Consider the following 26,957-nt stretch of genomic DNA (forward strand, 5'->3'; position numbering starts at 1 on the left):
CGCTGACGAAGACGTGCACATCGATTCGAAGTGCCGAAAAGAAGAAGTGCCCAGTCCATTCTATGGGCACCGGTCTCTTTGAAAAAAGGACGTTCCTCGGTTGTCCCCGCAGCACACAGATCCGGGCAGCTCCGATGACGTGGAGTAGCATTTGTTGTGTATACGGGCTGCTCGTTGAAGTCACGAACGTTGCCCGTATGGTCGCCTTTGGCCGTCCAGACGTTGGAGGGACGTTTCGTGTCTTTGCCCCCGAAGATGCGCACCTCAGACATTGAAGCAGGCCTCGGAGGCACGGGCACTTCACCCCACATCATGTCTATCCAGTGCGGACAGATCTACGTCAAAGGAATCCATTTCTACACGACTGATTTCGGTTGCCCTCTTGGCTGGGGGCGGCGGCCGTCATGGTGAGCGCCCGTGACCCGGTGAGTGTCCAGTCCGGATTGGATCTGTCAAAAATGTGGAGAGCGTGAGTCCTAAGAGCGGTGGCCACGGGGTTGTCGTCCGTGAGGGGCTCGGGAACGGACGGAGCACCGGGGGTGATCGGCTCACGGGGGCCAGCGTTTCTGACCGTGGCGGAAATCCGATAGAAAAGAGAGTCGGAGGTCCGGATGCCAACCGCAACGACGATAGGCAGCATCTTGCCCTCTGGCCCCTCCATTTCGTGTGCAGTCCTTCCGTGCGCGAGATGGGCCCCGGAGAAGGCAGTTCGCGAATTAGAGGGTCGTTGAACGGCGGACGCCAAAAACCCCACGGGGGGAATTCGGGCCTACCCGCGAGCAGGGTCGGCACTCAGTGCCGAAATACGCCTTTTCTCCCGCCCCGTTCTGCGCGATCATGCCGCCTCGACGCAAGGGGGGCGAGAGAGACCTTCATGAGAGCACGAGGGGCTAGAATGCCCCGCTATCCGGAAGCAGATCGATGATACAAGAGTATCCTAGAAAAAAAGAAGGTTTTAACCAGCTTATACTTCGACGAGTAAAAAGTCCCTGCCGAAAATATTTCCCGGCTCTAGCGTCGGTTGTTCCGGACGGGTCCGGTGTCTTCGGCGGGCTCCCTTTCGCCAAATACTTATATATAGGGCTTGAAATAGAGCAGTAAGATTTATCCCTTACTCGTGCACGAAGATAAATGTATCTTTGTGGAAACACTGTGAAAGCAGAAAATCACCTCTAACTCCTCCTGTCAGGGGCACAATCGTACAGGAGAAAGCAAGAATGCGGTCGCTGTTGTGCCGAAGAAGAGAGTAGGCACGTGTTTTGTTGCCTCATTTCGTGAGGCGGGCGAAGATGTCCCGCAGGCGACCCTTCCCTCAGTACCACTCAATTCCTTAATGAAAACACTGCAAGTATGAGCAAGCTACGAACTTGGCTAAATACATCAGTAATTCTTATTGCAACTTTGGGACTTGGGCTCGTCGCGAGCGGGTGTGACTCCAACGACCCTTCTCCCGACACGTCCGAGATTGGTGACGTGACTGGGGCCATTACCGGCCAGGTCATCGACAACGCGACCAACGAGCCCATTGAGGGCGCCACGGTGGTTGCGGCCGTCGGGTCCCTGGACACCGACGCTGAATCCTTCAGCGCCACGACGGGCTCGGAAGGCCGGTTCGCCATCACCGACCTGCCCGCGACGACCGCGGACGATGGCTCCAACACGGGCGAAGACCCGTCTGCCCGCTACGGAATTCGTGTAGAGACACCCGAGGGCAGCGCGTACCGCTCCGCCTACCGCGGAGAGGTCGAGCTGGCCTTCGGCAACAACGAGACCGGGGCGATCGAGCTGGGCGCGAACATTACGTTCCCGCTCTCGAAGACCAACGGCTCGCTGTCCGGGCAGCTCGGTGTGAGTAATTCTAATTCCGACGCGCCGCTCCGCAACACGGAGCTGCGCCTGTCTCAGGACGTGAACGTCGAATTTGACGCCGACGGCGACGCAACAACTGGCAACAGCAGCCTCAGCGTGGTCACGACCACCACGACCGATGAGCAAGGCGCCTTCTCGGTCGAGAACCTCGTGGTAGGTGAAGATGTCGACGTGGACGCGCTATTCGATGATGGGACTGAACAAAACGTCGGTAGTCAATCTATCCCGGACGAAGGCGATGCCGCTCCGCTGGAGGAGTCCGTGAGTGCTCCAGCCCTCGAGATCGTCGACGTCACGCCGGACCCGGAGACAGACATTGACGTCGAAGACGCCCGGCCGTCGTTCGTCTTCACGTTCAACCGCCCGGTGGCGGACAACCGCACGGTCAACAGCCTCGCTGAGAACGAGGAGCTTCTCATCACGACGCAGAGTCCGGCGCAGAAAAGTCTCACCTCGAACGGTGACATTAAGGTCGAAACCTCGTTCAACGAGGACCGGACGGAGCTGACCGTGACGCCGACGCAGGACCTGTCGGACGGCTTTCGGTACGAACACACAGCTAACGTCTCGGCGTCCGACTTCACGGATGCCCAGTACGGAGAGAGCTTGAGCAGTACCTCTGACCTGGACATCGAATTCACGGTCGGGCTCGACAACAGCGCGCCGGCCGCGCCGTCGATCTCGGTTCAGCCCTCTGCACTGAACGACGACGGTGAGATTGCTGCCGGTACGTATGGCTACACCGACGGACAGGTCGCTTCGTCGCCGCTGCACAGAAACAAACGGGCCATTGTGCCGCTGCAGGTCGACGAGGTGGACAACAGCCAGGCCGAGGTGAAGGGCTACGAGGTCTTCTACTCGAGCCAGGACATTCGGGAAAACCGTGGCGCGAATTCGGCCAGCGAGTTTCAGCAGGTCGGTGAGTACGAGCGCAGTGCCGTAGGCAGCCAACTGCCGTCTGGAGACTTTGAGGTCTCCGAAAACATTGTCGACGCCAGCGAGGCCGAGTTTAACAACGGCCGACTGACCTTCTCTGCATCCACGAACGACAATAATCCGTTCGCGGCCCAGGACGGCTCGTACGGGGACATTGAGGTCAAGGTGCGCGCCGTGAGCATCAACAACGAGCGGAGCGCGTTCTCCGAGACGCTCACGATCGCGGACACCGACTCGCTCAGCCTGGTGGAAAACTCCACCCGCTTCGAGGACACCAACGGCGATGGCGACGACAATGCGCTCGTGGTCGAGTTCGACGAGCCGGTCTCGGGAATCAGTGTCGGTGACGATGGGACCAACTACTTCGCCATCAACGACGGGTCTGGTACGGCAACCTCCCTCGGCAATGTTGAGGAGGTTGAAAATCGTGGCGTCAACACAGGTCCGGGTGCAACGGTTACGGTTGCCCTCGATGACGATGGCAGCAACACCGGCAACGACGAGTTGACGGTCAAAAGAAAGGAGTCGAACGACGACTTCGTAACCGACCTCGCCGGCAATCCGATTGAGGTTGGCGACGGAGACGAAGACGTCGATGACCCCGATGACAACCAAGACTTCACCCTGTAACGGAAGAAGTCTGAACGTCTGAGTAGGCACTCCACTCAGCGACGCACAACGAGAAAGGGTCCGGGCCGGCGACGGCTCGGGCCCTTTCTGTATGTAGGGGGAACGGCTGCGGGCACGGGGGCCACAGGAGGCAAGGTTTCGTCTGGCGAATGACCTACGGCCTCCAGCCTGGGATCAGACAGCTCTCGGGCGATTGAGGCGGTGGCCTGTTCCGTACAGCCTGAGGAAAATGAAGAGGTCGGTACTCAGCCTGTTCGAGAAGGGGAACGGGGGGAGGCGCCGTCGCATCCGGGTTTAGAAACAGTCCCGGCAAACAAAAATTCCCCGCCGGAGCACATCCGGCGAGGGAAGAGACATCGGCGGCCCATCGGCCCGGGGGGCCGAGCGGCCCTGAGTCTGAGACGTGCCGATGCCTAGTACTGCGGCACGCTGTCGTCAATCTCGTCGCTCCAGGCGAGCACGCCGCCCGCCAGGTTGGACGCGTCGTAGCCCTGTTCGCGCAGAAACTCGGTGGCTTTCGCAGAACGGCCGCCCGAGCGGCAGTGCACGACGATCTCCTCATCCGGGTCGGCGTCCAGCTCGTCGAGGCGGTCTTTCAGCTCGTCGACTGGGATGAGCTGGTCGGCCCCAATGCTTGCAATCTCGGCCTCGTAGGGCTCACGCACGTCGAGCACGAACGGGGCGTCGCCGTCGTCGCGGCGGGTTTTGAGGTCGTGGACGGAGGTTTCGGCGTTGGCGTCGTCGGCCACGTCGGTCTCGGTGGTTCCGTTGGGGGAGGACTCGTTGTCTTGCGGAATGCCGCAAAAGGCCTCGTAGTCGATCAGTTCCGTCACCGTCGGGTCGTCGCCGCAGACCGGGCAGTCGGGATTCTTGGGCACGTTGACCGTGCGGAAGTCCATGTTGAGGGCATCCACCATCAGCAAGCGCCCAATGAGCGGCTCGCCGATATCGGCCAGCAGCTTGATGACCTCGGTGGCCTGCAGCGTGCCGATGAAGCCGGGCAGGATGCCAAGCACGCCGCCCTCGGCGCAGGAGGGGACGAGGCCCGGCGGGGGCGGCTCCTCGTAGAGGCAGCGGTAGCAGGGGCCGTCCTCGGTGGCGAAGACGGACACCTGCCCCTCGAAGCGGAAGATGGACGCGTACACGTTGGGCGTCCCCGTCATCACGCAGGCGTCGTTGACGAGGTAGCGGGTTGGGAAGTTGTCGGTCCCGTCGGCCACCACGTCGTACTCGTCGATGATGCCGAGCGCGTTGTCGCTCGTGAGGCGCACCTCGTGGTGCTCAATGTCGACGTGCGGGTTGAGGTCTTCGAGGCGCTCGGACGCGGCGTCCAGTTTGGAGCGGCCCACGTCGCTGGTGCCGTAGAGGATCTGGCGCTGCAGGTTGGAGGCCTCCACGGTATCGAAGTCGACGAGGCCGATGCGCCCAACGCCCGCGGCGGCGAGGTAGGTGGCCGCGGGGGAGCCGAGGCCGCCGGCCCCTATGAGGAGGACGGACGAGTTCTTGAGCGTCTCCTGCCCCTCGCGCCCAAACTCGGGGAGCGTGAGGTGACGGCTGTAGCGTTGTAGTTCCTCCGAGGAGAGTGGGGCGCTGTTGGTACGCGAAGCAGTTGCTTCCATGAGGATCAGTTTTGTGCTGGAAAGACTTGTGTTGGAGTGTTTGAGTGCTCGGGTGCTTGAAGGTAGACCGAAGCACCAAAACACCAGAACACTACACGACCAGAACATTCAGCCGCCAGCAATCGAGGGCACGATGGAGACCTCGTCGCCCGGCTCCAGCGGGGTGTCCACGCCGTCGCCGAACCGCACGTCGTCGTCGTCGACGTAGATGTTCACGAACTGGCGCAGCTCGTCGTCCGCGTCGTAGAGGTTGTCGGCGAGGTCGGGGTAGCGGTCCACGAGGGTACGGAGGGCCGCGTCGACCGTCTCCGCCTTCACCTCGACGGTCGCTTGCCCGTCGGTGGCAGAGCGGAGGGGGGTTGGGATGCGGAGCGTGACGGTAGTCGTGTCGGTGGTAGGCATGTGTTGAGAGGAGGGTTGGGAGGTTGAAAGGAGAGGGGCTCGTGGGGCACCGCCGTCAGGTGACTTCGGGGGTACGAAGAGAAATCTCCTCGCGGTGGAATTCGGAGCGGTCGGGGGCGAGGGCCCAGGCGGTCAGGGCCTCCGGGGCGCCGTCGTGGACGGAGACGATGACGTAGGTGTAGCCGGGGAAGGGGGCCTCTTGCAGGTCCGTCTCCGAAGGGCGGGCCGGGTGGTCGGGGTGGGAGTGGTACACGCCCACCACGTCGAGGCCCTGTTCCTGGGCCGCCGCGTCCGCTTCGCGGTAGTCGTCGGCCGTCAGCTCGTAGCGCCGCTCGCGGTTCTCAGAGCGACGGTTCGTGGCCCGGTGGAGGGCCGTGACGCGATTGTTGCCGTCGTCCATCATGGTGCCGAGCAGGAAGCCGCACCCCTCCTCGGGGTAGGTGTCGGTGCCGTGCTGACGGATGGCGTCGAGGATCGATTCGGTCGTTTCCATTCAGGGTCTGCGTCGGTGAAAGGGGAGATTGACGTGTGAGACGTGATGTGTGAGGATGTCCCATCGCACCTTTCTCCCGCGTCACGCCTCGGTCCAGAAATCGTCGCTCAGGTAGCGCGTGCCGGTGTCGCAGAGGATCGTGACGACGGTGCCGGCGTCGAGCGACCGGGCCGCGTCGAGGGCCGCGGTCACGTTTGCACCCGCCGACGGGCCGACCAGCAGTCCGGCCTCCTGGGCCAGCCGACGCGTCATGTCGACGGCCGCTTCGGTGGTGCAGGTGCGACGGGCGTCGGCAAGGTCCGGGGCGTAGATGCCGGGCACGATCGCCGTCTCCATATGCTTCAGGCCCTCCAAGCCGTGCAGGGCCGTCGCCGGTTCCACGGCGACGCACTGAATCGATGGGTCGTGTGCCTTCAGGCGGCGGGTGACGCCCGTGAAGGTGCCGGTGGTGCCGAGGCCCGTCACGAAGTGGGACACCTGCCCGTCCGTCTGCTCCAGAATTTCCGTGCCGGTGCCGTCGTAGTGCGCCCGCCAGTTGGCGTCGTTGTTGTACTGGTCGGGGTAGAAGTAGCGGTCCGGGTGGGCCTCGACAATCTCCTTCACGCGCCGCTGTGCGCCGTCCGTGCCCGCCATCGGGTCCGTCAGGACCAGTTCGGCCCCGTAGGCGCGCAGCACCTTCTTGCGCTCCGCGGAGGCGTTCTCGGGCAGGGCGAGGGCCACGTCCAGCCCCTTCGCAGCGCCGATCATCGCGTAGGCGATGCCCGTGTTGCCGCTCGTGGCGTCGATGAGCGTCTGGTTGGGGTGGAACGCGCCGGCGTCGAGCCCCGCCTCGATCATCCGGAGGGCGGGACGGTCCTTGACCGAGCCGCCGGGGTTGAGGTGCTCCGCCTTGCCGTAGACAGCCACGGACTCCGGCAGGTCGGCGGCCATGTGGTCGAGCCGCAGGAGGGGGGTCTGGCCAATGTCGTCGACCAGCGACGACGCGGGGGCGGCCGCCGACGTTGATGAGAGAGTAGGGGCTGTGCTCATCGGTGTGGGGAGGGGGACAAATAGAAAACGCCTCTCGCGGCGGGGCCGGAGAGGCGATGGGCGTCGATAAAATGTCGGGCGCGGGCTACCGTCCGGACGCAGGGACAGGGAGCGGGGCGCCGACAGAACGCGGCCTCTCCGGGGGAGAACAACATCGACACCAACAACGACACCGGACGGCCTCGGGGGCCATCGCTGCGCACGCCGTAATGGGACGACTGCGTCGGTGCATGGTCGGTACGTTCCTGGAGAGGAGCGAGTCCAAAATCTGTGACCTAGTACTTGACGAAACACACGAGCGTTCCGGATTGGAGGCCGCTCGGCCCGCATCGTCACATTTTTGGGCGGGTCCGTGGCCTTGACCGAGGGCCCTGGGGTTAAATTTCGCCGGCCTTGGTGAGGGCCCGCACCTCCGCCACCCGCTCGGCGATGTCTTGCAGCTCCGCGTCGGATTTCCGCCGGACGTTGGCGAGCTGAAAGTTCATGCGGCGGTTGCCCGAGAAGGTCTCCTGATGCCGATCCAGGAAGTTCCAGTAGAGCGACGTGAAGGGGCAGGCATCCTCCCCGACGGCCTCGTCCGGGTCGTAGCGGCAGTGCGAGCAGTAGTTGCTCATCCGGTTGATGTACTTCCCGGAGGCCGTGTACGGCTTGGTGCCGACGGTGCCCCCGTCGGCGTACAGGGCCATCCCGACCATGTTGGGGGTGGAGACCCACTCCCAGGCGTCGATGTACATCGCCTCGTGCCACTCGTTCATCTGTTGCGGGTCGACGCCGTAGAGCAGCCCGAAGAGCCCCATCACCATGAGGCGGGGGATGTGGTGGGCGTACGCGTGATCGCGGACCTGCCCGGTGCACTCGCTCAGGCACCGCATGTCTGTGTCGCCGGTCCAGTAGAGCTCGGGCAGGTCCTCGGTCGCCTTCAGCGCATTGCGGTCGACGTACTCGGGGGCATGCAGCCAGTAGACGCCCCGCACGAACTCGCGCCAGCCGAGGATCTGGCGCACGAAGCCCTCCACGGCGTTGAGGGGCGCGTGGCCGTCGTAGTATGCCTCCTCGGCGGCCCGGACCGCGGTCATGGGGTCGAGCAGCTTGAGGTTCAGAGCGCACGAGAGGCGCGAGTGATAGAGAAAGGCCCGGCCGGTCCACATTGCGTCCTGGTACGTGCCGAAGTTCGGCAGCCGGTGCTCCACGAAGTCCGCGAGGGCAGTGCGGGCCTGCGCGGGGGTCACCGGCCATCGGAATTCGTTGAGCGCCCCGGGCGCGTCGGCAAACTGGGTGCGGACCAGGTCGAGCACCTTTTCGGTGATGGCGTCACGCTCGAACGCAGGGCCCTCCGGCACCATGCCCGGTCCGTCCCCCCCAAAGCTCTCCTGGTTGTCGTCGTCGAAGTTCCAGTCGCCCCCCACAGGATCGCCGTCGTCGGTGACGAGGACGTCGTACTCGCGGCGCCGCTCGCGGTAGAAGTATTCCAGCGTGAGTTCTTTGCGCCCGTCGGCCCACTGCTCGAAGGTCTCGTGGGTCGCCAGAAAGTGGTCGTCGGCATGCACACGGAGCGCGACGCCCATCTCCTCGCACACGGCCTCGATGGCCTCCAGAAGCTCGTGCCGCCCCGGCTCGGTTACGGCGACGCGCTCGGGCTGGTGCTCAGCAAGTTGTTGCCGGAGAAAGGCGGGGGCGTCCTTGGCCCTCGATGGGGCGTCGGCCGACTGGTAGTGGACGGTCCAGCCATCGCCGCGCAGGTCGTCCCGGTAGTGACGCATCGCCGCGAAGCCGAGGGCGAGGCGCTGCTTGTGCTCCGCGTACCGGTCCCGATGCACGTCCGCCTCCGTCATCGCCACGGCGTCGCGGTCGGGGGCGCCCTCGTGCAGGACGGTGGCGTCACGGTCAAGTTGGTCGCGGAGAACGAAAATCAGCGTACGCATGAGGGCGCTGGGGAGCTGGGGAGAAGCACAGGAGGCCGGCCGGACCGGTCAAATTTGCAAGGCGACACCCGCTCGCGGGGCGAGACTGCGTGCAACCGGGGGGAGCGTGCCGTCCTCCTACCCGGGCCGCACGGTGCCGAGCCCTCCGTCCACGCCGATGACCTGCCCAGTGACCCAGTCGGTTTTGGGATCGAGGAGCCACGTGACCGCCGGGGCGACGTCCTCGGGGGTGCCGACGCGGCCGAGGGCGTGCATCTTCTCGGACTGCTTCCGGCCCGCCTCGGAGCTGAGGATCTGCTCCGACATTTGGCTCGTCGACCGCTCCCCGCTCCCGATGAGCCCTGGGGCCACGGCATTTACGCGGATGCCCCGGCCGGAGTAGGTGGCGGCCGCGGCCCGCATGAGGCCCGTCACGCCGCCTTTCGCCGCGGCAATCGCCTCGTGATTCTTGAGGCCGGTGCGCGAGACGGCCGATGCCATGAGCACGATCGACCCGCCGCCGCGCATCATGGGACGCCCGGCGGCCTTCACGGTGTTGAAGGCCGTGTCGAGGTTCTTTTCGATCTGGGTGCGGTACTCGTCAATGCTGGTAAGGTGGGCGGGCTTCAGCAGGACCGAGCCGACGAAGTTGACGACCCCGTCGAGGCCGCCGTAGGTGTCGATGGCGTGGGATACAGCGGCCTGCACCTGTTCGAACTCGGTAGCGTCGAGGGGCACTGCGTCGCCGCCAGTGGCCGCCGCGAGGTCGTCAAGGTCGCTTTCCGTGCGGGATCCAAGGACGAGCTGTGCGCCATCGTCGGCGAGGCGGTGGGCCACCTCGGTCCCGATGCCGCCGGTTGCGCCAAGAAGGAGGTAGACGGGAGAATCAGAAGCCATGAGGATGGGAGGAGCTTTGAAGAGACGAACACTCTTCCAAGTCTGCCTTCACGCCCAGGTTCGACGGCACAGACACATATTCGCGGATCGTTACGGCCCCGAACAAGAAGGCTCATTCCTGTGAGTTGTCGGTCTGGAGCACCGCGTCGACGACGTGGAGGAGCCCATTCCCCGCTTCGATGTCGCCGTCGAGGATGTGGGCGCTGTCAACCGATACGCCACTCGGGGCGGCGTGAAGGGAGAGGGTATCGCCGCCCATCGTGATCACCGGGCGAGATTCTGAGGGTCCGTCTACTGAGACGCGGCGCTCCACAATGTGGCGGGCCAGAAGGGTGCGAAGCCGGCCCCGATCCTGCGAGAGCATGGTCTCAATCGTGCCAGATGGACGCTCGGCGAACGCATAGTTCGGCGGTGCAAAGACGGTGTAGGGACCCCTGGTGGCCAGCACAGAATCAAGGCCGGTGGAGTCGAGGGCGGCGCGCAGGGCCGAGAACCGATCGTCGGTTGCCAGCATCCGGGGGACGGTCGTGCTGTCCGCGACGAGAGAACGAGACGAGCGGGAGGACGGGCGCTCCGACGTCCGGGGCGCGTCTGGGCCACAGGCCGCAAGTCCGATGGCAAGCGCGACGACCAGGACGCCTCCGAGCAGTATCCGACGGCGGGACCAGCGAGGCATCCACTTCGGCACGGTGTGCATCGCGGAGATGGGGAAAGATTTGAAACGAGTGGTCCCCATCGCCCCAGGACCGGCCCTTCGAGCCGGCACGACCCTGCATGCTGCCGCCCGACACGACGCCCGCGGGCGATCCTCGGCAATCGGAGTGTGGGCAGAGACGCACGCCGCCTCTTGAGAGACCGACTGGGCACTCTCGGTGGAGTGCACTTCGCGGAGAGAACGACTCGCCCCGACAAAGAAAACGCCTGATCGGAGACCCCGATCAGGCGGTTGGCTCCCCGGGCTGGACTCGAACCAGCAGCCCTGCGGTTAACAGCCGCATGCTCTACCGTTGAGCTACCGAGGAATCGGACACGAAGTAGGAGGCGAAAGGAGTTCTGCGCCTCAAAATGTGCACACGGCAAAACGACGCGGAGGGGGGTGGGTTCCGACGAGTCCGGGCGACCCGCCCGCGGTTCTCCCCGATGCGGCCCTGCTGTGCAAGGGATTGATTTTCTTTTCACGGGGGGCGGTCCAGGGGGGCGAGCGCGTGTCGCCTCTCGGGCCTCGCGTTCATTCTACTCGCTGAGTGTGCCCCCCCCCGTGGCGACGAAACCATTCCAGCACGTGGGCCGCTTTGGCGGCCAGGCGGCTCGGACGGGCGGCGATGCCGTGGGACGCGCCCGGAACGCGGACGAGCGCCGTCTCCACCTCTTGCAGCTTCAGGGCCTGGTAGAACTGCTCCGATTCGGACATTGGGGTGCGGTAGTCCTCGGTGCCCGTCATCAGCATGGTGGGGGTTGTCACGTCGTCGACGTACGAGAGGGGCGAGCGGTCCATGTAGTGCTCTTCGTGGTTCCACGGCAGGCCGGGGAACCAGTACTTGACGCCGTAGGGGTACATGTCCGCCGTGAGCGCCCAGCTGTACCAGTTGATGACCGGCTTGGCGGCCACGGCGGCCCGGAAGCGATCGGTGTGGCCCACGATCCAGGACGTGAGGACCCCGCCCCCGCTTCCGCCCGTCACGTAGAGGCGATCCTCATCCACGTAGCCGCGCTCCAGCACGGCGTCCACGCCGGACATCAGGTCGTCGTAGTCGTGTCCGGGATAGTCGTGGTGGATGGCGTTGCCGAAGTTCTGGCCGTAGCTGGTCGAGCCCCGGGGATTGGTGTAGAGCACCACGTAGCCGGCGGCGGCGTACAGCTGCACCTCCGCGGAAAAGTACGGGCCGTACGAGGCAAAGGGCCCGCCGTGAATCTCCAGGATGAGCGGGTACTCCTGCGACGCATCGAAGCCCGGCGGGGTCACGATCCAGCCCTCGATCGTGCGCCCGTCATGGGACGACTCGTACGTGATCTGTTTGACGGAGCCAAGGTCGACCTGCCCAAACAGATCGTCGTTCAGGGCCGTGAGGACCCGCGCCTCGCGTCCGGCCTGGGCCACCGCCACGTCGGCCGGGCGCTGGGGCGTGGCGTGCGTGAAGGCCACCCGGCCGTTCGACGCGAGACTGAAGGAGCCGCTTGTGTAGGGGCGGCCGACGGACGTGCCGCCCACGTTCTCTGCCACGACGCGCCGTCCCCCGTCGAGCGCCACGCTGCCGATTTTGGTCGATCCCTCGTCCACGTACTGAAAGACGACGCGCTCCCCGTCGGCGGTAAACGTCGGGTTCTGGACGTCCCGGCCGAGGTTCTCGGTCAAGAGGCGGGCATTGGTGCCGTCGCGGTTCATTGCGTACAGCTTGGTCACCTGGTAGCCCTGCTCACGGTCGTCAAAGCCGGTATAGGCGACCGTGGAGCCGTCCGGCGAGAGGGCCACGTCGCCGTCCGGGCCCTGCCGGGTGGTAAGGGCCGTGACCGCGCCGCTTGCCACGTTCACGGCGTACACCTCGGTGTTGAGCGGATCGAGGCGTCGGTCCTCGTGGCGGTTGGCACTGATCAAAAGCGACTCGCCGTCGGGCGTCCAGGTGGGAGCGCCGCCGTGGTCGTAGGGACCGGTCGTGACCTGTCGCGGCGTGCCGCCCGACGCCGACACCGTGAAGAGCTGCGTGTGGCCCTTCTTGGTGTACCCGCCCCCGTCGGAGCGGTAGTAGGTCTGGTCGAAGACGTCGGGCCGTTCGGCCCAGTCGGCCCCCTCCGGCGGGCTCGGTAGGCGGGCGAACGGCTCCGGCTCCGCCGGGACGAACATCGAAAAGGCCAGCCGATCCCCCTCCGGCCCCCACGAGAGGCCACTCGGAGACGCGTCGAGCTGCGTGATTCGGGCGGTTTGGCCGGTGTCCATCCACCGGACGAAGATCTCGGCCCCGTCGCCCTCCGTGGACGCCACGTAGGCGACTCGATCGCCGCTTGGGGACCACCGCGGCTGCGACGCGTCTGTCTCGGGGGCAGTAATCGGACGGTGGCCCGAACCGTCCGCGCGCACCACCCAGAGCCGGGCGGCGCGGCGGTCCTCCATCTTGTCCATGATGGTGCGGGCGTACACCACCCGGTTGCCGCTTGGCGAAATCTGTGGGTCCGACGCGTACTCCAGGTCGAACACGTGCCCCAGGTCGAAGGCGAGGGAGTCCTGGGCGTACTGCGCCTGAGCCGGGGGGGCGGCCCCCGCGAGGCCGACGAGGACGAGACCGAGAACTACGAGAAGGCGCACACTACGCATGAGGGGGCCGGGACGGTTTGGAAATAAGAGCGCGGTCGCAAAGTATGAACTGGGGACGGAGAGTGCGAGTCTCCGCTCCAGGTGAGCGGGTGTGTGGTAATTTCAAGGAACATTTCAGGAGGCCATAGGCGTTGGGTGAGTCCACATTTTGATGCCCGAGTGGCGGAATTGGTAGACGCGCGTGATTCAGGGTCACGTGGCCTTTACGGCCGTGGAGGTTCGAGTCCTCTCTCGGGCACCCCTTCGGGCCGTTGGCCCCGTTCAGTTCGATCTGAGCGGGGCTTTTTTATTGCCGGTACCTGCGGCTGCACACAGCACTGTACACACCTCTGCTCACACTGCACACAGCGGACGGCTCGACGCCGTTGTGAATCAGAGAACGAACGTGCTCTCCGTCACGTCCGCCCGTCTGTGGTCGTTCCGTCTCTCACTGACGAGAGGGGGAGAGTCGCCCCCATGCTCTCGCGTCATCATGAAGGGGAGGGGGGTTCGTGAGGGTGTGCCCCTCCGTACTCACTGCAGGTACTTCAGCGCCGTTCGGTGTTCGGCCACCATCCGTTCCGTGAGTCGCCCCACCGGTTTCGAGTTCTGCAGGGTCTTCCATCCTGAGATGTGGTGCAGCCAATCAATAGACGGAGTTGTCTGTTGGCACAATTGTAGCCCAATGCATGTTGTCAAGTCTCGCTGCGACTGATCATTAGGTCAGATCGGAGTTTGCTACCCTATCACGGACGTATTTACTTAAGATATGATGCTGTTTTCTGAAAGACAGGGATATACCCCTCTACGTGATTCAGTTCAAATTGAAGAGTTAGATAAGGAATCAAGAGTAAAAATATGGAATTATTGGGTAACGAACTTCGTAAGAGAGACAGCGTCAGGAAGAGTTATAGGTGAACTGACTGATATAAAAGAGGAAATATGGAGAATATACTTTCGAAAACCTTTAGACGAAATACCTTACAATGAAAAATTCGTATACAATATAAAGGAACAAATCATTACAGAATTGTGGTATGAAGTTATGGACTTGGTAGAGTTATTGTGTAACTGCGAAAATAAACATGTAGGATTGAAAGGTGCATCGGAAACACACAATAGAATATTCGAAGAAGAAAAAATAGGATATAAAATAATAGACGGAAAGGTGACTCCAATAACTGACGAGGTGGAAGTTGAGTCAGTAGATGAAGCCATAGAAAGATCCAAAAATTTTAGTGGTGTGAGAGAGCATATTAGAAAAGCAATAGCGAATCTCTCTGACAGGAAAGATCCTGACTATGCAAACTCGATAAAGGAATCTATAAGTGCAGTGGAGTCAATATCTCAAAAAATAACGGGCGACGAATCGGCTACCTTGGGAGAAGCATTAAATAACTTGGAGGATGAAATAGAGATACATGGTGCTCTTAAGAGCGGTTGGTTGAAACTTTATGGTTATACAAGCGATGCTGATGGAATCCGTCATGCAATGAGTGAAAAGTCGAATCTATCGATGACGGACGCAAAATATATGCTTGTTACATGTGCGGCATTTATTAACTACTTGATAAGTAAGTTGGAAGAGCGGGAAGTCGGAGTGGTCGCTGAAAACTAAATCTTGGAGTTGTGAGGCTGCACCTTTTAAGATCAGTGTCGGATCGGACCCCATGCCATAGAACCGTCCGGTCTGCAAGACACAGCATTAAATTCAGATGCCGGTCGTGCGTCCCGAGAATTCTCCGTTCACCTCGGTAAACTTTCTTCGCCCAAATGGCGCGCCTTGTCGAATCTGAGCCGGTAGAGGGTACTGTTTAGATCAGTCATATCGTCGAGAACTGTGGGCGACTCTCCCGGCGGGGATCGTTTCCCTGCAGTCCCTGCGCCCGTCCTGCAAGGTTGCGGTCAGGGGCGCTTCCGTCTCCGAAGTGCTCAGACTCTTCCTTCAGTGTCCGAAGACCGATCTGCTCGACCTGCTGACCGACGCTCCATATTTTTCATCCGTCGTCGGAATGGTCGAGATCTGCTTAGTGGAGCTGTCTATGTCCTCACGATTCAGCAGGAAGGACATTTCCTGCGCGTCCAATTGCGCCCCATTGTCGATCTTCTGCAGCAACTGTCCGAGCCGCCCGTTTACCGAAGCCTTTTCGGACTTCAGGCGCTCTATTCTGCACCTTTTCCGACACTGAGCGAGGGGGTTCGTCTCGTCCGAAAGCTCCCCCCTGCACTCCCGAATCTCCTTCTCTATAGACAGCACAGCCGGGTGCTTGAAGTCCTCGACGAGTTCATCAGCCGCGTCAACGGCGGGCGTCGTGGCCGTCTTTTTGGGATGCAGGGTTCGGATCGTTTCGGCCCTTGTCTTCGGCCCTGAAACGCCCCGCACATCAGCGAACTCTCGGACGGACGGGAGTTCGTCGCTGTTGTAGTGATCTTCGAGATAGGTTTGAGCCTCCCGAGCATCGACGAGGAAGGTGTCCTGTCTGCCGAGCTTCAACTGTAAGTTCATCGTATCGGGGAAGGTTTGGGGTTGAAAAGAGCAGATCGTGAACACCGAACCGAGCGGCCCCTCTGCAAGCCTCTCTTCGGGGACCTGTAGGGGGCCGGGTTCGGCGTTCTGAAGAGTGGGTCAGTATTGGCCGCCCTGACCCTTGGCGGGAAAGTTCAGCCGGAGCGTGACCGTGGTTGTTTGGTCTTTCATCTGTTGAGCTGCGAGTCAATTTGTTCGACGAGACGAGAAAGAGCCTTTCCGGAGATTTCGACGGGGGAGAAGTTGCCCGCGCCAAAATCGGAAACTTCCGCGCCCTTCGTTGCCTGCAGTGCTCCTTTCATGCGGCTTTCGCCAATTCCAAATGCAAAGGCAAGCGCCTCCACGTCCGAAGAGTAGCCGCCGTGCGGTGCGTCATCGAGCACGTCTTCAAGTTCGGTGTCGGTGTCAAGCATGGGTGTAGGAGTAGTTGATTGCTGAGAGAAGTTGCGAGAGTGAGTTAAAGTTTTCCGCTTCGTCCGCCACCCGTAGGGCGAAGTCTCGGGGCACGAGAACCTCTCCCTTCTCCGATTTTCGATGCGGGATGAGTTCCGTGTCCGTCAGGTGGTACCGCAGTGCTTGGTAAGAGTACGGCAGCGCGTCGCTGAGTGTAGAGAGCCGGACGTAATCGAAGCGGTCCATAGCACTTTACTGCTTAGGGTGTTGGATATCGCATGCATCAAGTTGTACGGCTCTCGACCTCAATTGCTCCAAAATAAAAAACAATAATAACGCTGAGTAAACTGTGTTGTTTCATTAGGGCGCTGAGTTTTCATGCGAATTGAAACAATCACCCCCCTCTCCGCATATAAAACACTGAACCAATGCTTTGACTACCGAACCGTGAAGCAGATGGCAACAACCACCGCACGACGGCAGCGCGACGGCGAAAAGACCACCATCACGATCCCTGCTAACCGGGAAGTAGGACCCTCAGCACCCGACACGGCCCCCGCAACCGAGGACGGGCACCATGTTGCACGAGGGGTTGTAGGCAGGTCGGCAGTTGCAGGCGCTGCGGGCCGTTCTGAGAGCGAATGGCGCAGGAACGCAGAAAAACTTGCAAATGAGGACCCTCTCAGCGCCACTGAAGCCGGGTCGGTCATCCCGAGTACCCGCCGAATTGGAAGCTCCGATGAACTGAGGTCGAGGCTATTTGAAGAGTATCCGACACTGAAGGGGCACATTGGGCACCGGACGTTCATGGCGTACCTGCTCTTCACTGCGCAGCGTGACGATCGGGGACGCCCTCTCCTGCACTGCGAGACCGTCGTGCGCTGTTACGGCGTCAAGGATCGGCGCGGAGCACGAGTGTCGGCAGAGCGGCTGTTGGAGCTATTCAAACGGGACGTGCTCTCCGGTTTTCAGTGGAGCGGCTACCACCCCAAGAAAGAGCGGTGCCGAATCGCTCTCTCCGTGCCCGTCAAGTCGGAGATCAAGTCACGGCTGAACAGAGAGCTTAAGATGCGCCCCTCGTCAATCGGCAACTACGTGAACCTCATCACGGGCCGGAAGATCGATGCGAAGTACATCACGAACGTCCGGAAAGAGGCGCAGGCAGAGGTGCAGGGCATGGACGAACCGTGCTCCGAGTCGAAGCGGTGGGCGGAGTACATGAACAGCCGTCCCGCCGATCTCTACACCCGCGATGCGCAGCGCAATCTTGCTGATGCCTGGGAGAAGGTTGAGGAACTTCCGGAGGGATCGCAGGACGGGGCACGCCGCCACTTGCAGGCGTTAGAAACGCAGCCGAAGCCAATCTACAAGTACAACGATACCACGTGTCGGATCACCGCTACAACCTCCCTGCAAACGATCAACTCTACCCTGCGGGTTGCTCTCGTGGGCGACGTGTGGGTAACGTACGACCTTTCGAGCGCCCAACTTGCTATCGCATCCGTCGATTGGGGGGCAGACGGGATTGCAGAGTTCCTCCTCGACGGTGGCGACGTGTGGGACCTTTTCGCGGAGGAGACCGGACTCCCATTAAAGTACAAACCCGTCTTCAAAAAAGGGCTGTACTCGACGTGCTACGGAGCGAACCCCGAGAACATCCGATTCAAGCACATGGCCGACCGTGCCGAAGAGAAAGGTTTGGAGTACGATCCGGACGAAGAGGGCGAGCGGATTCTGAGTGTCCCGTTCTTGGAGGAGTTAATCGACGCTCGAAAGCGGAAATGGTGTGAGATTGAAGCGGAAGGTGGAGCGGTCGATTGCTTCGGGCGGCACATGGATCTCGGAGAATTGCAACGGGAGCACGGGAAGACGGAAAACGGAGCGATTCGGACCGTACTTGCCAACCTGAATCAGTCGAAGGAGATGGATCTACTGTCTCCGGCCCTTGATCTCGCAATCGAGGAGGAGGAAAACAGCCGTGCCGCATTTCAGATTGCCCTCTACGAATACGACGGCTTCTCCGTCAAGTATCACTACGCGAAGGAGCACCACCACAAACGGATCATGCGGGCGGTCAACCGGAAGTGCCGACGGGAAGGGTATCCTACGGAGTTGGAAGTGGAGTGAGCTGATACAATGATATCATTTGCGTCGGACAACATATCTGATGATGCAAATACGTGAATTCCGAAGACCAAAGAAAATATGTATCGGCTCATTACCTAAGAACAAAGATCAAATTGTAATCCCGATGAGAGTCGGGATAGGAAGAGGGGTTGCTCTCGTCCCAATGTAGGTGTGTAGAGCAAATTATCTCGATGAATCCCGAAGGTGCTTGAAGAATAAAACTAAATCGACTTTGATATCATTCACTTGCAACGAGAATGTCTATGACTGCGAACTCCGCTTCGGAATCCAACGGTATGAAGGATAGCGAGGGAGGTCTTGTTGATTTGAATTTTGAAGTTTCAGATGTACTTGGTTTGAAGGGTCCTGCTGAAGCCCTCGTTGAGAAGATCGCAGATGGCATTGGTCACCTCTATGAGCCTATACATCGAGAGCGTATGGCAGTGGCTCGCGTTGAAGAAAAGAAATTAGAAGCTCGGGGAATAGATGAGATTGCACAACTCGCAGAAAAGGAAATTGGAATTAGCAAGAGAAGAGCCAAGAAGCTAGCAGGATCTATGTTGGCTGAGAGGAAGATAAAAAAGGAAAATAGGGATGATGTAATTGAGAGATCTCTTGAGATGCTCGAAGATAATTCAAGCCCTGAAGAAATTGACGACAGTTGGCTTTTTGAGTTCTTTGACCACGTGGGTAGTGTGACAAGCGATGAAATGAAGCATGCTTGGTCAAGGGTGTTGTCCGGAGAGGCAAATAGACCCGGTTCATTTTCGAAACGTACGCTCCATACCCTTTCCACGATGTCCAAGGGTGATGCAGAAATATTTAGGAGGGCGTGCAAATATGTTGCGTCGGTAGGCGAAGACTATCAACCTATAATAACAGATATAACATTAGATATATACACTAATCTTTCGTACGACATGTTGTCACATATAGACTCTATAGGGTTAGTAAATTACGACAGAGGTGGATTTAGATCATTTTACATTATAGGGGAAGACGGAAAAGTAGTTTTCGAATACGACGGAAGAGCGAAAGTTTACGAAGAAGAAAAATTACCTGTAGGAAATGCACTATTCACGAAGACGGGTACTGAGCTGTTTGAGATAGTAGAAAGAAATCACGTAGAAGGGTTCTATAAGCATGCTACAGAGTATATAGATAAAAAGGTAGAATAGAAGTTCACAAGGGTGGTTGAATGTTAGGGATATGGCCCAAGTGATATTAATGTTTTCCAAGGCTCAGATCTGTTTGGTTCGTGTTTGGAGTAGCCGTAGCCGCTCCGAGAAGTATTTGATATGCTGCGAAGCAGACATGCCGGGAACCCCGTCTTGAAGCCGTTTAGCTTACCTTCGATATACGGGTGAACGGCAGGGGGGTGAGAAAAACGGTATCTTTCGATTTGATACTGAAGAGCAGCGCGGAAGTGTCAAGGTTGACGGCACTGAGTCAACGTCTGCAGGGATGGAGCCACTTTACTTGCCCGGTTTCTACCGCTTAGAAATGAGAGTCAGGGGGTCTCCGTTGTGAATGCCGTGGCTCCGCTATATAATGGCACAACGACAGATCGCGATGCGGAGGCTTTCTCCGTTATATTCAACCCTCTGCTTGAAAGTCAAGGGACTATCCGGTTCGGAGTCTTCCACAATGGCTGACGAAACCGATTCACCACAAAGAAGGCTACTCATGGACCGTATCATGGATTGGGCCGGAGGCGCTTTCTTCACCCTTCTTGCAAGTCTCCCGTTCTTCTACTTCACGAATGAGTCACCCGATCTGACCTATGAAGTTTTCCCGCCGTCTTCCTTTGTAAGTGAGCAGACGGAACGAACGATCTACACAGTGCGCGCTGCAAATCAAGGGGATGCGGAAGCAGAAGATGTGCGAATGGTGGTCGATTTCCCAAACGGAGTGAAGGTGCAGGACAGTAAGGTTAGCACTTCATCCGGGGCGATGACCTACACCTTCGAAGATACGTCTGCTCTGAGCATCCGTGAGTACGCCTTTCCACTGCTGAACCCCGGTGAGAGCGCCAAATTCTCGTTCCTGCTTTCAGGCTCCCCTTCTCCGCAAGCTGTGGAAGTGGACGTTCGGGGTCGTGGTGTTGTCGGTCAAGAGAGAGGGGATGAAAAAGAATCTGACGCGTGGGGAAACGTAATAGCGAGTGTGTTAGGGACATTGGTCACCGTGTTGGCAACGTTGAGGATCATTTCGCACTTACGGAAAAGAGATTCGAAAGCGTAGCATGATTCAGCCGACGCGGAAGAGGTGCCTGATGAACGGAGAAGTGCCCTGCTCACCCCTGCAGATTAATCTTTTTGCATACCTATGTGGATATCGGCGTGCGTCAAGAGTTAAAGACATCGCCGTGCAGTTCCGAACCGCCTTCTCATCACTGTTGCGGGGTTGAGACGCTCCCCAAATCCTTCTTGACACTTGCTGTCGCCCCGAGAGAGTTGGACAATAGAATCTTCTGACATACTCTGCCTCACTGCAGTGTATAGGCCTACGGACAGCCCCGGATCTACCGTTTCGCAACCGTTCAGTTTATTTCCAATAAACGGTGAACGGCAAGGGTCGAAGTGAACGGTATCGTTCGATTCATGACCGCAGAGCACCGTAAAAGACCCGTCACAGCGGGAATATTCGGGTATATCGCACGGTTCGCTCTCACGCTAACGTCACCGAGACCGATTTTCCCGTTCGTTTCGCTACTGTCTCGGTGATCGGCAATTCCCGGACCGGTAGGGGGTGTGGGGTGCCATTTCTGCCCCTGTGGACGGTGGGGTGGGGGGCGCGTGTGCCTCAACTCTCCGGCATAACCCCTTCAAAACGGCTCGAACGGTATCTCTATGAGGGTGAGTTGAATCTCTGTAGGCACGTTGAGGTTGGCGGCTCCAATCTCGGTGTCCTGCAGGTCAACGGCTCTCGGATCGGACGCCCAACACCCTTCAGAATTCCAAATCCATCGGTGCAGAGTACGGAGAGTGCCGTTCGTGGTAGCGGCAACGTGTTGCCCCCGTTGCCCCCTCTGCGAGCCCGAACCGCTGTGCGGGGCGCTGTGAGACCTGCCCGCTGTCCGCAGGGGACCGGAGAGGATCGCCCCTTCATCGCCCTGCAGAAGCGATAGCGCGTTGAGCGGTGTGGAGCTACCGCACGGAGTTGAGTCGAGCAGATCAGACAACGTCTGTGAGGGGACTTATGGGCTTGCCCATGGCACTCCCTACCGGAACGAACTGGCAGAGAGCGGTCGTATGTGGCTCGTCAAGCGAACGCGGCCTCTACCTCCGATTGCAGCCGTTTGCCCGCCATGTGCACGTATTTCATCGAGGTGCTGATGTCCGAATGGCGCATCGCTGATTTGATCGCTACGGTAGAAACTCCGTTCTCCGCAAGGCGCGTAGCGAAGCCGTGCCGGGTCGAGTGCAGAGTCAGTTCCGGGCGGACCTCTGCTTCGTCTCTCCACTCGGCGAACTTGCGGCTCACGTGCTCCCTGAACCGCCGTGCAGACCTCTCTTCGGGATCACAACCGGGCGAACGGAAAACGAAGGTGTCCCCGTTCTCTCCGTCGTAGAGACGCCGCAGCATCTCCTGTGCAGGTTTGATAAGGGGGACAGTGCTCTCGTCTCCGTTCTTCTGCCGGTAGATCGTCAGTTGCTCTCGTTCGAGATCGACGTGTGACCAACGGAGACGTGCAAGTTCGCTTCCACGGAGACCCGTGAAGTAAGCGAACCGGAGCGCAGGAACGATCCACACGATCTCTCGGGAACGGCAACCGCCATTCAGCCGCTTCTCTCGATAGTCCTTAACGGCTGCACGGCAGATTGAGCGGAGTTCGTCCGGGCGGAGCGCCTTCGGTAGCTTATCGCCTGTCTTTGGCTTCTCTACGGCGTCTATAACGCTCTCATGCCCGCACCAACGGAGGACGGCCCCGACGTGCCGGTAACGGTTCGCGCCGGTTGTGGCCTTCACGTCGCTGTCGTAGACGAACGAGCGAACGTCACTCGATTGGAGATCGTCGAGCGGCGTTTCCTCGCCGACGCGACGCCGGAAGAGCCGCCACTGTTTGCGGTAGTTGCGGATTGTGGATTCGGTGCGTCCCTGCTCCTTCTTCGCCTCACAGAACGCCTCAATCGCTTCACCGACCGTAGACGGTCCCGTCTTCTCTTCGTCGCTGTCGGAGTCCTCTGCGAACGGGTCATCGGTCCACGGGTCGAACTGCCCGTTATCGTAGTCCCGCTCGAAGTCTGTGAGCCGTCTCCGCGCTTCCTTGCGGTTCGATGTGCGGAGGGAGAACCGTTTCCGCTTCGGAGATCGGTTGGAGTCGTAGAACTGAGCGTAATAGTTGCCGGAGCGGTCGAAGATGCTTGCCATAACCAAATCGGGGGTTATGGCGTCGAAAAGCCCACTGCACACAGCAACTGCACACGCGACTGTACACAATGCCCGAGTGGCGGAGGCCGGAAGGTCCGTTAATCCGCCGCTCAGCGGCGCTGAGCAAGGATTCGGACGGTAGACGCGCGTGGTTCAGGGTCACGTGGCCTCTACGGCCGTGGAGGTTCGAGTCCTCTCTCGGGCACTGCACGCAGCCCGCTTGAGATTAGCCCTCAGGCGGGCTTTCATACGTCTGTGGTGTGTGAGCCCTATCGTTTTGCACCTTTGTCAAGCGCTCCGCGCAGCAATTCCTCGCCCCCCTCTTTGAGATCGGCAGGGCAGTTCACCGTCGAGCACCTTGTTCGGGGCAGACTGAGAACCATCGTGCATCGGGCAGGCACCCCCACACGACGTCTGTCATTGGCGAGTGGCGAAGGACCTGTGCGGGGCGAGCACCGCGGGAGACAGCGCAGGCGAACCGGGACTCGCCACGGAAAGAGAGGCCTCCGTTTGCGGCTCAACGCGCCGCCCCGACGACCCGTCCCCGTGGCACGCTCGGCTCTGCTCTCGGCGGCTGGTCTTGTGCATTTAGCGGCGGGGGCTTCCCGCCTCGGCCCAGGCCCAGGTCACGATTCGGGGGGGACTAACTGGTTCGCGCCCTCGGGCCCGGTCTGGCCCTGATCCGTCCGGTCGGCTTGTGGCAGCCGCACAGTAAATCGGCTTCCCTCGCCCGCCTCGGTCTCCACCGCAATCGAGCCCTCCATTTCGCCCAGGACCTCCTTGACGACGGTCAGGCCCAGCCCTGTGCCTTCGTACTCTCGCCCGATGCCTTCTGAGGCCTGCTTGAACGCCTCAAACAGCCCGTCTGTTGCCTCGGGGTCCATCCCAATTCCGGTGTCCTCCACCTCCAATACGGCCGCTGTTGCCTGCTCGCTGCGGACGCGGACGCACACTTCTCCCCCCTCCTCCGTGTACTTGATCGCGTTGGACAGCAGGTTGCGGAGCACGATTTGCACCCCGCCCGCGTCGGCCCAGGCCCAGACCGTCCGTTCGTCCCCCTGCACGGTCAGGTCCACGCCAGCGTCTTCCGCCTGGGGGGTAAACTCATCGGCCGCCGCCCCGGCCTCCGCCGCTAGATTGACCGGACCGAAGCTGAGGTTCATCTCCCCAGTCTGTAGCTTTGAAAGGTTCAGCACACCAGTCAGGGTGTCCATCAGACGCTGTCCGCTCCGTTCGATCAGCGACGAAAACTGTGCGAGCGATGAAAGATCAAGCTCCTGGACGTCCAGCGCGCCCTCAACCTCCTCGCCGATCACTTCCGCAAAGCCGAGAATGGAGGTTAGCGGCGTGCGGATTTCGTGGCTGATGTTGGCGAGGAAGGCCGACTTGAGGCGGCTCATCTCCTCGGCCGTCTCCTTCGCCTCTACCAACTCCTGCTCGCGCTCAATGCGACGGAGAACGCCCTCAACGTTCTGGGCCAGGAGGTTGAGCAGGCGGACATCGAAGGCGGGAAGCGAGCCGGAGCCGGTCAGGCCAACGGACAGAACCCCATAGGGCCCGAGGGGGACGTAGGCGGCGCCCTCCACTGGACCCGGCGCATCGATCACGTCTGCCTCCGCGGCGGCGTCGTGGTGCAGCAGGGTGCCGGTGCGAAAGGCCTCGGCCGCAGCCTGTGGGCCGTCGACGGGGCAGTCCGTGTGCGGACCCAGGACGTCCCGACCGGTGGGCGAGACGACCGCTGGGACGAGCCGGCCGCCCTCGGCGTACCGCACTGCGCAGATGGAATAGCCCAGCGTGTCGGCGATGAGGTCGAGGAGCACCTCCGCCAGCTCGTTTGGCGTGTCGGACTGCGCCAGGGTGCTCATGGCGTCGTAGAGCTTCTCCACGCGCTGTTCCCGGGTACGCAGTGTTTCTGCGGTGCGGTGGCGCTCGATGGCGATGCCGGCCAGTGAACACGCCTGGTCGATGAGCGTCCGGTCCTTCTCGGTTGGAGCGGTGGGCTGCTCGTGGTAGAGCGCAAACGTCCCGAGTACGTCGTCGTGGGAATCAAAAATGGGAACCGACCAGCAGGCCTGGAGCCCGTGCGAACGGGCAAGGTCGCGGTGGTCGGACCAGCGCGGGTCGCGTTCGATGTCTTCGGTGATGACGGGGGCGCGTTCGTGCATCGCCGTGCCGCAGGACCCGGCGGCCGGACCGATTTCCATGCCGTCTATGGCCGCGTTGTAGGAATCGGGCACGTTGGGGGCCACGCCGTGCTGGATGCGACCCTGTGCGCGGTCGTGGAACAGAATCGACCCGATCATGTCTGGACGCTGCGCTTCGATGGCCGTGATGAGGCCTCGTAGGGTGGTCTGGAGGGGGGGGCCTGTCGCCACCTGCCGGAGCGTATCCAGTTGGAGGCGGAGCTTTTGCTCGGCGTCCTTCCGCTCAGTGATGTCCGTCGCCACGCCAGTGATTCGTGACAGCCCCCCATTGGTCTCAATGATGTCGAGTCGCGAGTTCACCCAGCGGCGCCCCCGGTCGGGGTGCTGGATGCGAAACTCTTGCTGCACGGGCCAGTCGACCGATTCGTGTTGCTGGCGGGTCATGTCTGCCAGCAGTTCATCCTTGTCGTCGGGGTGCACGTGCCGGAGCCAGGCCATTGGGGCCTCGTTGAGCGTCTCCAACGATACACCATAGATCCGTTCGACCGCGGAGTTTGCGTACTCGAGGTCCGAGTAGTCCGTGGGCAAGAGGAAAAACGCGTCCTGGACGTTTTCTGCAAACTGCTCGAACCGGCGACGGACCGTGCGGAGCTCCTGCTCCCGCTCTTTGCGATCGGTGATGTCCACGTGCGTTCCCACCATGCGAAGCGGGGTCCCGTCCTCGGCCCGCTCTACGATTCGGCCTCGGTTGAGGACCCACCGCCACGAGCCGTCCTTGTGGCGCATCCGGATCTCCTGGTCGAGGTAGGGAGTCTCGCCGCGGGCATGGCGCTCGATGTCGTCGTAGACCCGCTCAAGGTCATTGGGGTGGACGTGGCGCTCGAAGAATGTATTGTCACACTCGACCTCGTCGAGCGTGTAGCCGAGAATGGCCGCCCAGCGCTCGTTGTAGACGGCCTCTCCCGTCTGCATGTCCCAGTCCCACATCCCCGCGTCTCCCCCAAGCAGGGCCATCTCTAGACGTTCGCGTTGCTCCTCGAGTGCGGCCCGCCGCTCATACTCATCGGTTACGTCACGGAAGACCAGAACCACACCCAACAGGTCGTCTTCATCGGTGCGAATGGGGGCTGCGCTGTCGGCAATCTGGTACTCGGTGCCGTCGCGGGCGGTGAGAACCGTGTGGTTGGCAAGCCCGACCGTGCGGCCCTTGCGGAGCACTTCGTTGCTCGGGCTCTCCACCGGGGCGCCCGTCTTGGCATTTTTGATCTGGAAGATCTCTTCCAGGAGACGCCCCTGGGCCTCCTCTTGGGCCCAGCCGGTGAGACGCTCGGCGACGCCGTTCATCTCGGTCACGCGACCGCTCGTGTCGGTGGCGATGACGGCATCACCGATGGAGGAAAGCGTGACCGACAGATACTCCTCCCGCTCCCGCAGGGCCTGCTCGCGCTCCTTGCGCTCCGTGATGTTGTTGAAGCAGACCGACAGTCCGCCCCTAAACGGGGAGGCCGTAACGCTAAACCATGCCTCGAACCGGGACGAATACGTCTCGAACTGAGTGGGGTCGCCGGTCGCTACGGCGCGGTGGTATTTTTCGTGGGTCGGAAGGTCCTTCGTTTCGGGAAACTGCTCCCAGATCGTTTCGCCCAGTATCTCTTCTCTAGAACACTCAAGAAGTGCCTCGGCTCGCTGGTTGACATAGGTGAAGCGCCATTCGTCGTCCAGCGTGTAAAACGCGTCGGTAATGCTTTCGAGAATCTCTTCGCGGGGAGGCGGCTGGGCGCGGTGCGTCAGCTCGTCCATGACGACACCGGCAAGCTCACGGAGCGTCCCCCGATTGTGCTCGGAGAGGCCCTCCAATCGCGGCGCCGTATCGAGCACGCAGAGCCGCCCCAGCGCATGCCCCTCGGGCGTGGTGATGGCAGCACCGGCGTAGAAACGGACGCCCGGCTCGCCGGCCACGAGCGGATGGTCTTGAAACCGCGGGTCCTCGGCCGCGTCCTCAACGACGAGCACCTCTTCGGTCCCGAGTCCACGGGCAGAGAACGACACGTCAAGGTCCACCGTCTGGGCCTCGTGGCCCACGTGGGCTTCGGCCCATCGGCACCGGTCGTCGACAAAGTGGACGCCGGCGATGGGGGCGTCAAAAACGCGCGCTGCTAGAGCGGCCACGCGCTCGAATGCCTCTTTGGAGAAGCCGCCAGAAACGCCGTAACGACGCAGGGCGGCCAGCCTACTGGGGGCGGAAAGGAAAACAGAGTCAAGTTCGCCCATCGTACAGGGAGGGGAGTATGGATTGAAGGCAGCACCCAGCCAAATGCCCCGACGGGAGG

Annotated in this window: 18 protein-coding genes and 3 tRNA genes; 7 read left to right on the forward strand and 14 right to left on the reverse strand. The window is 61.0% G+C overall.

Annotated elements, in window-relative coordinates; genetic code table 11:
- Positions 1 to 1,350 precede the first annotated feature (1,350 nt).
- Entirely contained in the window at positions 1,351 to 3,435 is a 2,085-nt protein-coding gene (locus B7R93_RS06540; RefSeq protein ID WP_157942217.1) for a carboxypeptidase-like regulatory domain-containing protein, read from the forward strand.
- 413 nt (positions 3,436 to 3,848) lie between these two features.
- Here the strand turns inward: B7R93_RS06540 and moeB are convergent, their stop codons facing one another.
- The 9 genes from moeB to B7R93_RS06585 form a co-directional block, all read right to left on the reverse strand.
- Positions 3,849 to 5,054: a molybdopterin-synthase adenylyltransferase MoeB gene (gene moeB / locus B7R93_RS06545; RefSeq protein WP_103020018.1), complete on the reverse strand. Its 1,206-nt coding sequence runs from the start codon at positions 5,052 to 5,054 to the stop codon at positions 3,849 to 3,851.
- 108 nt (positions 5,055 to 5,162) lie between these two features.
- Complete coding sequence (locus B7R93_RS06550) at positions 5,163 to 5,456, reverse strand: ubiquitin-like small modifier protein 1 (protein WP_103020019.1); 294 nt, start codon at positions 5,454 to 5,456, stop codon at positions 5,163 to 5,165.
- 55 nt (positions 5,457 to 5,511) lie between these two features.
- A complete protein-coding gene (locus B7R93_RS06555; RefSeq protein WP_103020020.1) occupies positions 5,512 to 5,949 on the reverse strand; it encodes a M67 family metallopeptidase in 438 nt (145 codons plus the stop codon).
- Between the two features lie 81 nt (positions 5,950 to 6,030).
- Positions 6,031 to 6,978, reverse strand: coding sequence for a PLP-dependent cysteine synthase family protein (locus B7R93_RS06560; protein WP_103020021.1), 948 nt, complete (start codon positions 6,976 to 6,978; stop codon positions 6,031 to 6,033).
- A gap of 377 nt (positions 6,979 to 7,355) precedes the next feature.
- The gene (locus B7R93_RS06565) at positions 7,356 to 8,900 is read right to left on the reverse strand and encodes a cryptochrome/photolyase family protein (protein ID WP_103020022.1); all 1,545 of its coding nucleotides are present in this window, start codon (positions 8,898 to 8,900) and stop codon (positions 7,356 to 7,358) included.
- Between the two features lie 117 nt (positions 8,901 to 9,017).
- On the reverse strand, positions 9,018 to 9,776 hold the full coding sequence (locus B7R93_RS06570) for an SDR family NAD(P)-dependent oxidoreductase (protein WP_103020023.1): 759 nt from the start codon (positions 9,774 to 9,776) through the stop codon (positions 9,018 to 9,020).
- 112 nt (positions 9,777 to 9,888) lie between these two features.
- Positions 9,889 to 10,452 (reverse strand): fasciclin domain-containing protein, encoded by a 564-nt coding sequence (locus B7R93_RS06575; RefSeq protein WP_232798110.1) that lies wholly within the window; start codon positions 10,450 to 10,452, stop codon positions 9,889 to 9,891.
- Positions 10,453 to 10,723: 271 nt separating this feature from the next.
- Positions 10,724 to 10,798: transfer RNA gene (locus tag B7R93_RS06580), tRNA-Asn, on the reverse strand.
- Positions 10,799 to 11,004: 206 nt separating this feature from the next.
- Entirely contained in the window at positions 11,005 to 13,083 is a 2,079-nt protein-coding gene (locus B7R93_RS06585; RefSeq protein ID WP_103020025.1) for an alpha/beta hydrolase family protein, read from the reverse strand.
- A gap of 153 nt (positions 13,084 to 13,236) precedes the next feature.
- Between B7R93_RS06585 and B7R93_RS06590 the strand changes: the two genes are divergently transcribed.
- Together B7R93_RS06590 and B7R93_RS15230 are read left to right on the forward strand one after the other, a co-directional pair.
- Positions 13,237 to 13,321: transfer RNA gene (locus tag B7R93_RS06590), tRNA-Leu, on the forward strand.
- 510 nt (positions 13,322 to 13,831) lie between these two features.
- Entirely contained in the window at positions 13,832 to 14,680 is an 849-nt protein-coding gene (locus B7R93_RS15230; RefSeq protein ID WP_157942218.1) for an AbiJ-NTD4 domain-containing protein, read from the forward strand.
- 327 nt (positions 14,681 to 15,007) lie between these two features.
- Here the strand turns inward: B7R93_RS15230 and B7R93_RS06595 are convergent, their stop codons facing one another.
- The 3 genes from B7R93_RS06595 to B7R93_RS06605 form a co-directional block, all read right to left on the reverse strand.
- On the reverse strand, positions 15,008 to 15,568 hold the full coding sequence (locus B7R93_RS06595; protein ID WP_103020026.1) for a hypothetical protein: 561 nt from the start codon (positions 15,566 to 15,568) through the stop codon (positions 15,008 to 15,010).
- Between the two features lie 188 nt (positions 15,569 to 15,756).
- Positions 15,757 to 16,002, reverse strand: coding sequence for a hypothetical protein (locus B7R93_RS06600; RefSeq protein ID WP_103020027.1), 246 nt, complete (start codon positions 16,000 to 16,002; stop codon positions 15,757 to 15,759).
- Entirely contained in the window at positions 15,995 to 16,228 is a 234-nt protein-coding gene (locus B7R93_RS06605) for a hypothetical protein (protein ID WP_103020028.1), read from the reverse strand. Before B7R93_RS06605 ends, B7R93_RS06600 begins: the two co-directional genes overlap by 8 nt.
- 561 nt (positions 16,229 to 16,789) lie before the next feature.
- Here B7R93_RS06605 and B7R93_RS06610 point away from each other — a divergent pair.
- The 3 genes from B7R93_RS06610 to B7R93_RS06620 all read left to right on the forward strand — a co-directional run bounded on the left by B7R93_RS06610 (position 16,790) and on the right by B7R93_RS06620 (position 20,353).
- On the forward strand, positions 16,790 to 18,109 hold the full coding sequence (locus B7R93_RS06610; protein ID WP_103020029.1) for a hypothetical protein: 1,320 nt from the start codon (positions 16,790 to 16,792) through the stop codon (positions 18,107 to 18,109).
- Between the two features lie 263 nt (positions 18,110 to 18,372).
- Positions 18,373 to 19,287, forward strand: coding sequence for a DUF2806 domain-containing protein (locus B7R93_RS06615; RefSeq protein WP_157942219.1), 915 nt, complete (start codon positions 18,373 to 18,375; stop codon positions 19,285 to 19,287).
- A 469-nt stretch (positions 19,288 to 19,756) separates the two neighbouring features.
- A complete protein-coding gene (locus tag B7R93_RS06620) occupies positions 19,757 to 20,353 on the forward strand; it encodes a COG1361 family protein (RefSeq protein WP_157942220.1) in 597 nt (198 codons plus the stop codon).
- A gap of 1,020 nt (positions 20,354 to 21,373) precedes the next feature.
- On the opposite strand, the gene B7R93_RS06625 is transcribed toward B7R93_RS06620, so the two are convergent.
- Positions 21,374 to 22,552, reverse strand: a complete 1,179-nt coding sequence (locus tag B7R93_RS06625; RefSeq protein ID WP_157942221.1) for a tyrosine-type recombinase/integrase — start codon at positions 22,550 to 22,552, stop codon at positions 21,374 to 21,376.
- Between the two features lies 1 nt (position 22,553).
- On the opposite strand from B7R93_RS06625, the gene B7R93_RS15235 reads away from it, so the two are divergent.
- Positions 22,554 to 22,688: transfer RNA gene (locus tag B7R93_RS15235), tRNA-Leu, on the forward strand.
- Between the two features lie 421 nt (positions 22,689 to 23,109).
- Here the strand turns inward: B7R93_RS15235 and B7R93_RS06630 are convergent.
- Positions 23,110 to 26,898, reverse strand: a complete 3,789-nt coding sequence (locus B7R93_RS06630; protein ID WP_103020033.1) for a PAS domain S-box protein — start codon at positions 26,896 to 26,898, stop codon at positions 23,110 to 23,112.
- Positions 26,899 to 26,957 lie beyond the last annotated feature (59 nt).

This window comes from Salinibacter altiplanensis, assembly GCF_002894645.1.
GTDB lineage: Bacteria > Bacteroidota > Rhodothermia > Rhodothermales > Salinibacteraceae > Salinibacter > Salinibacter altiplanensis.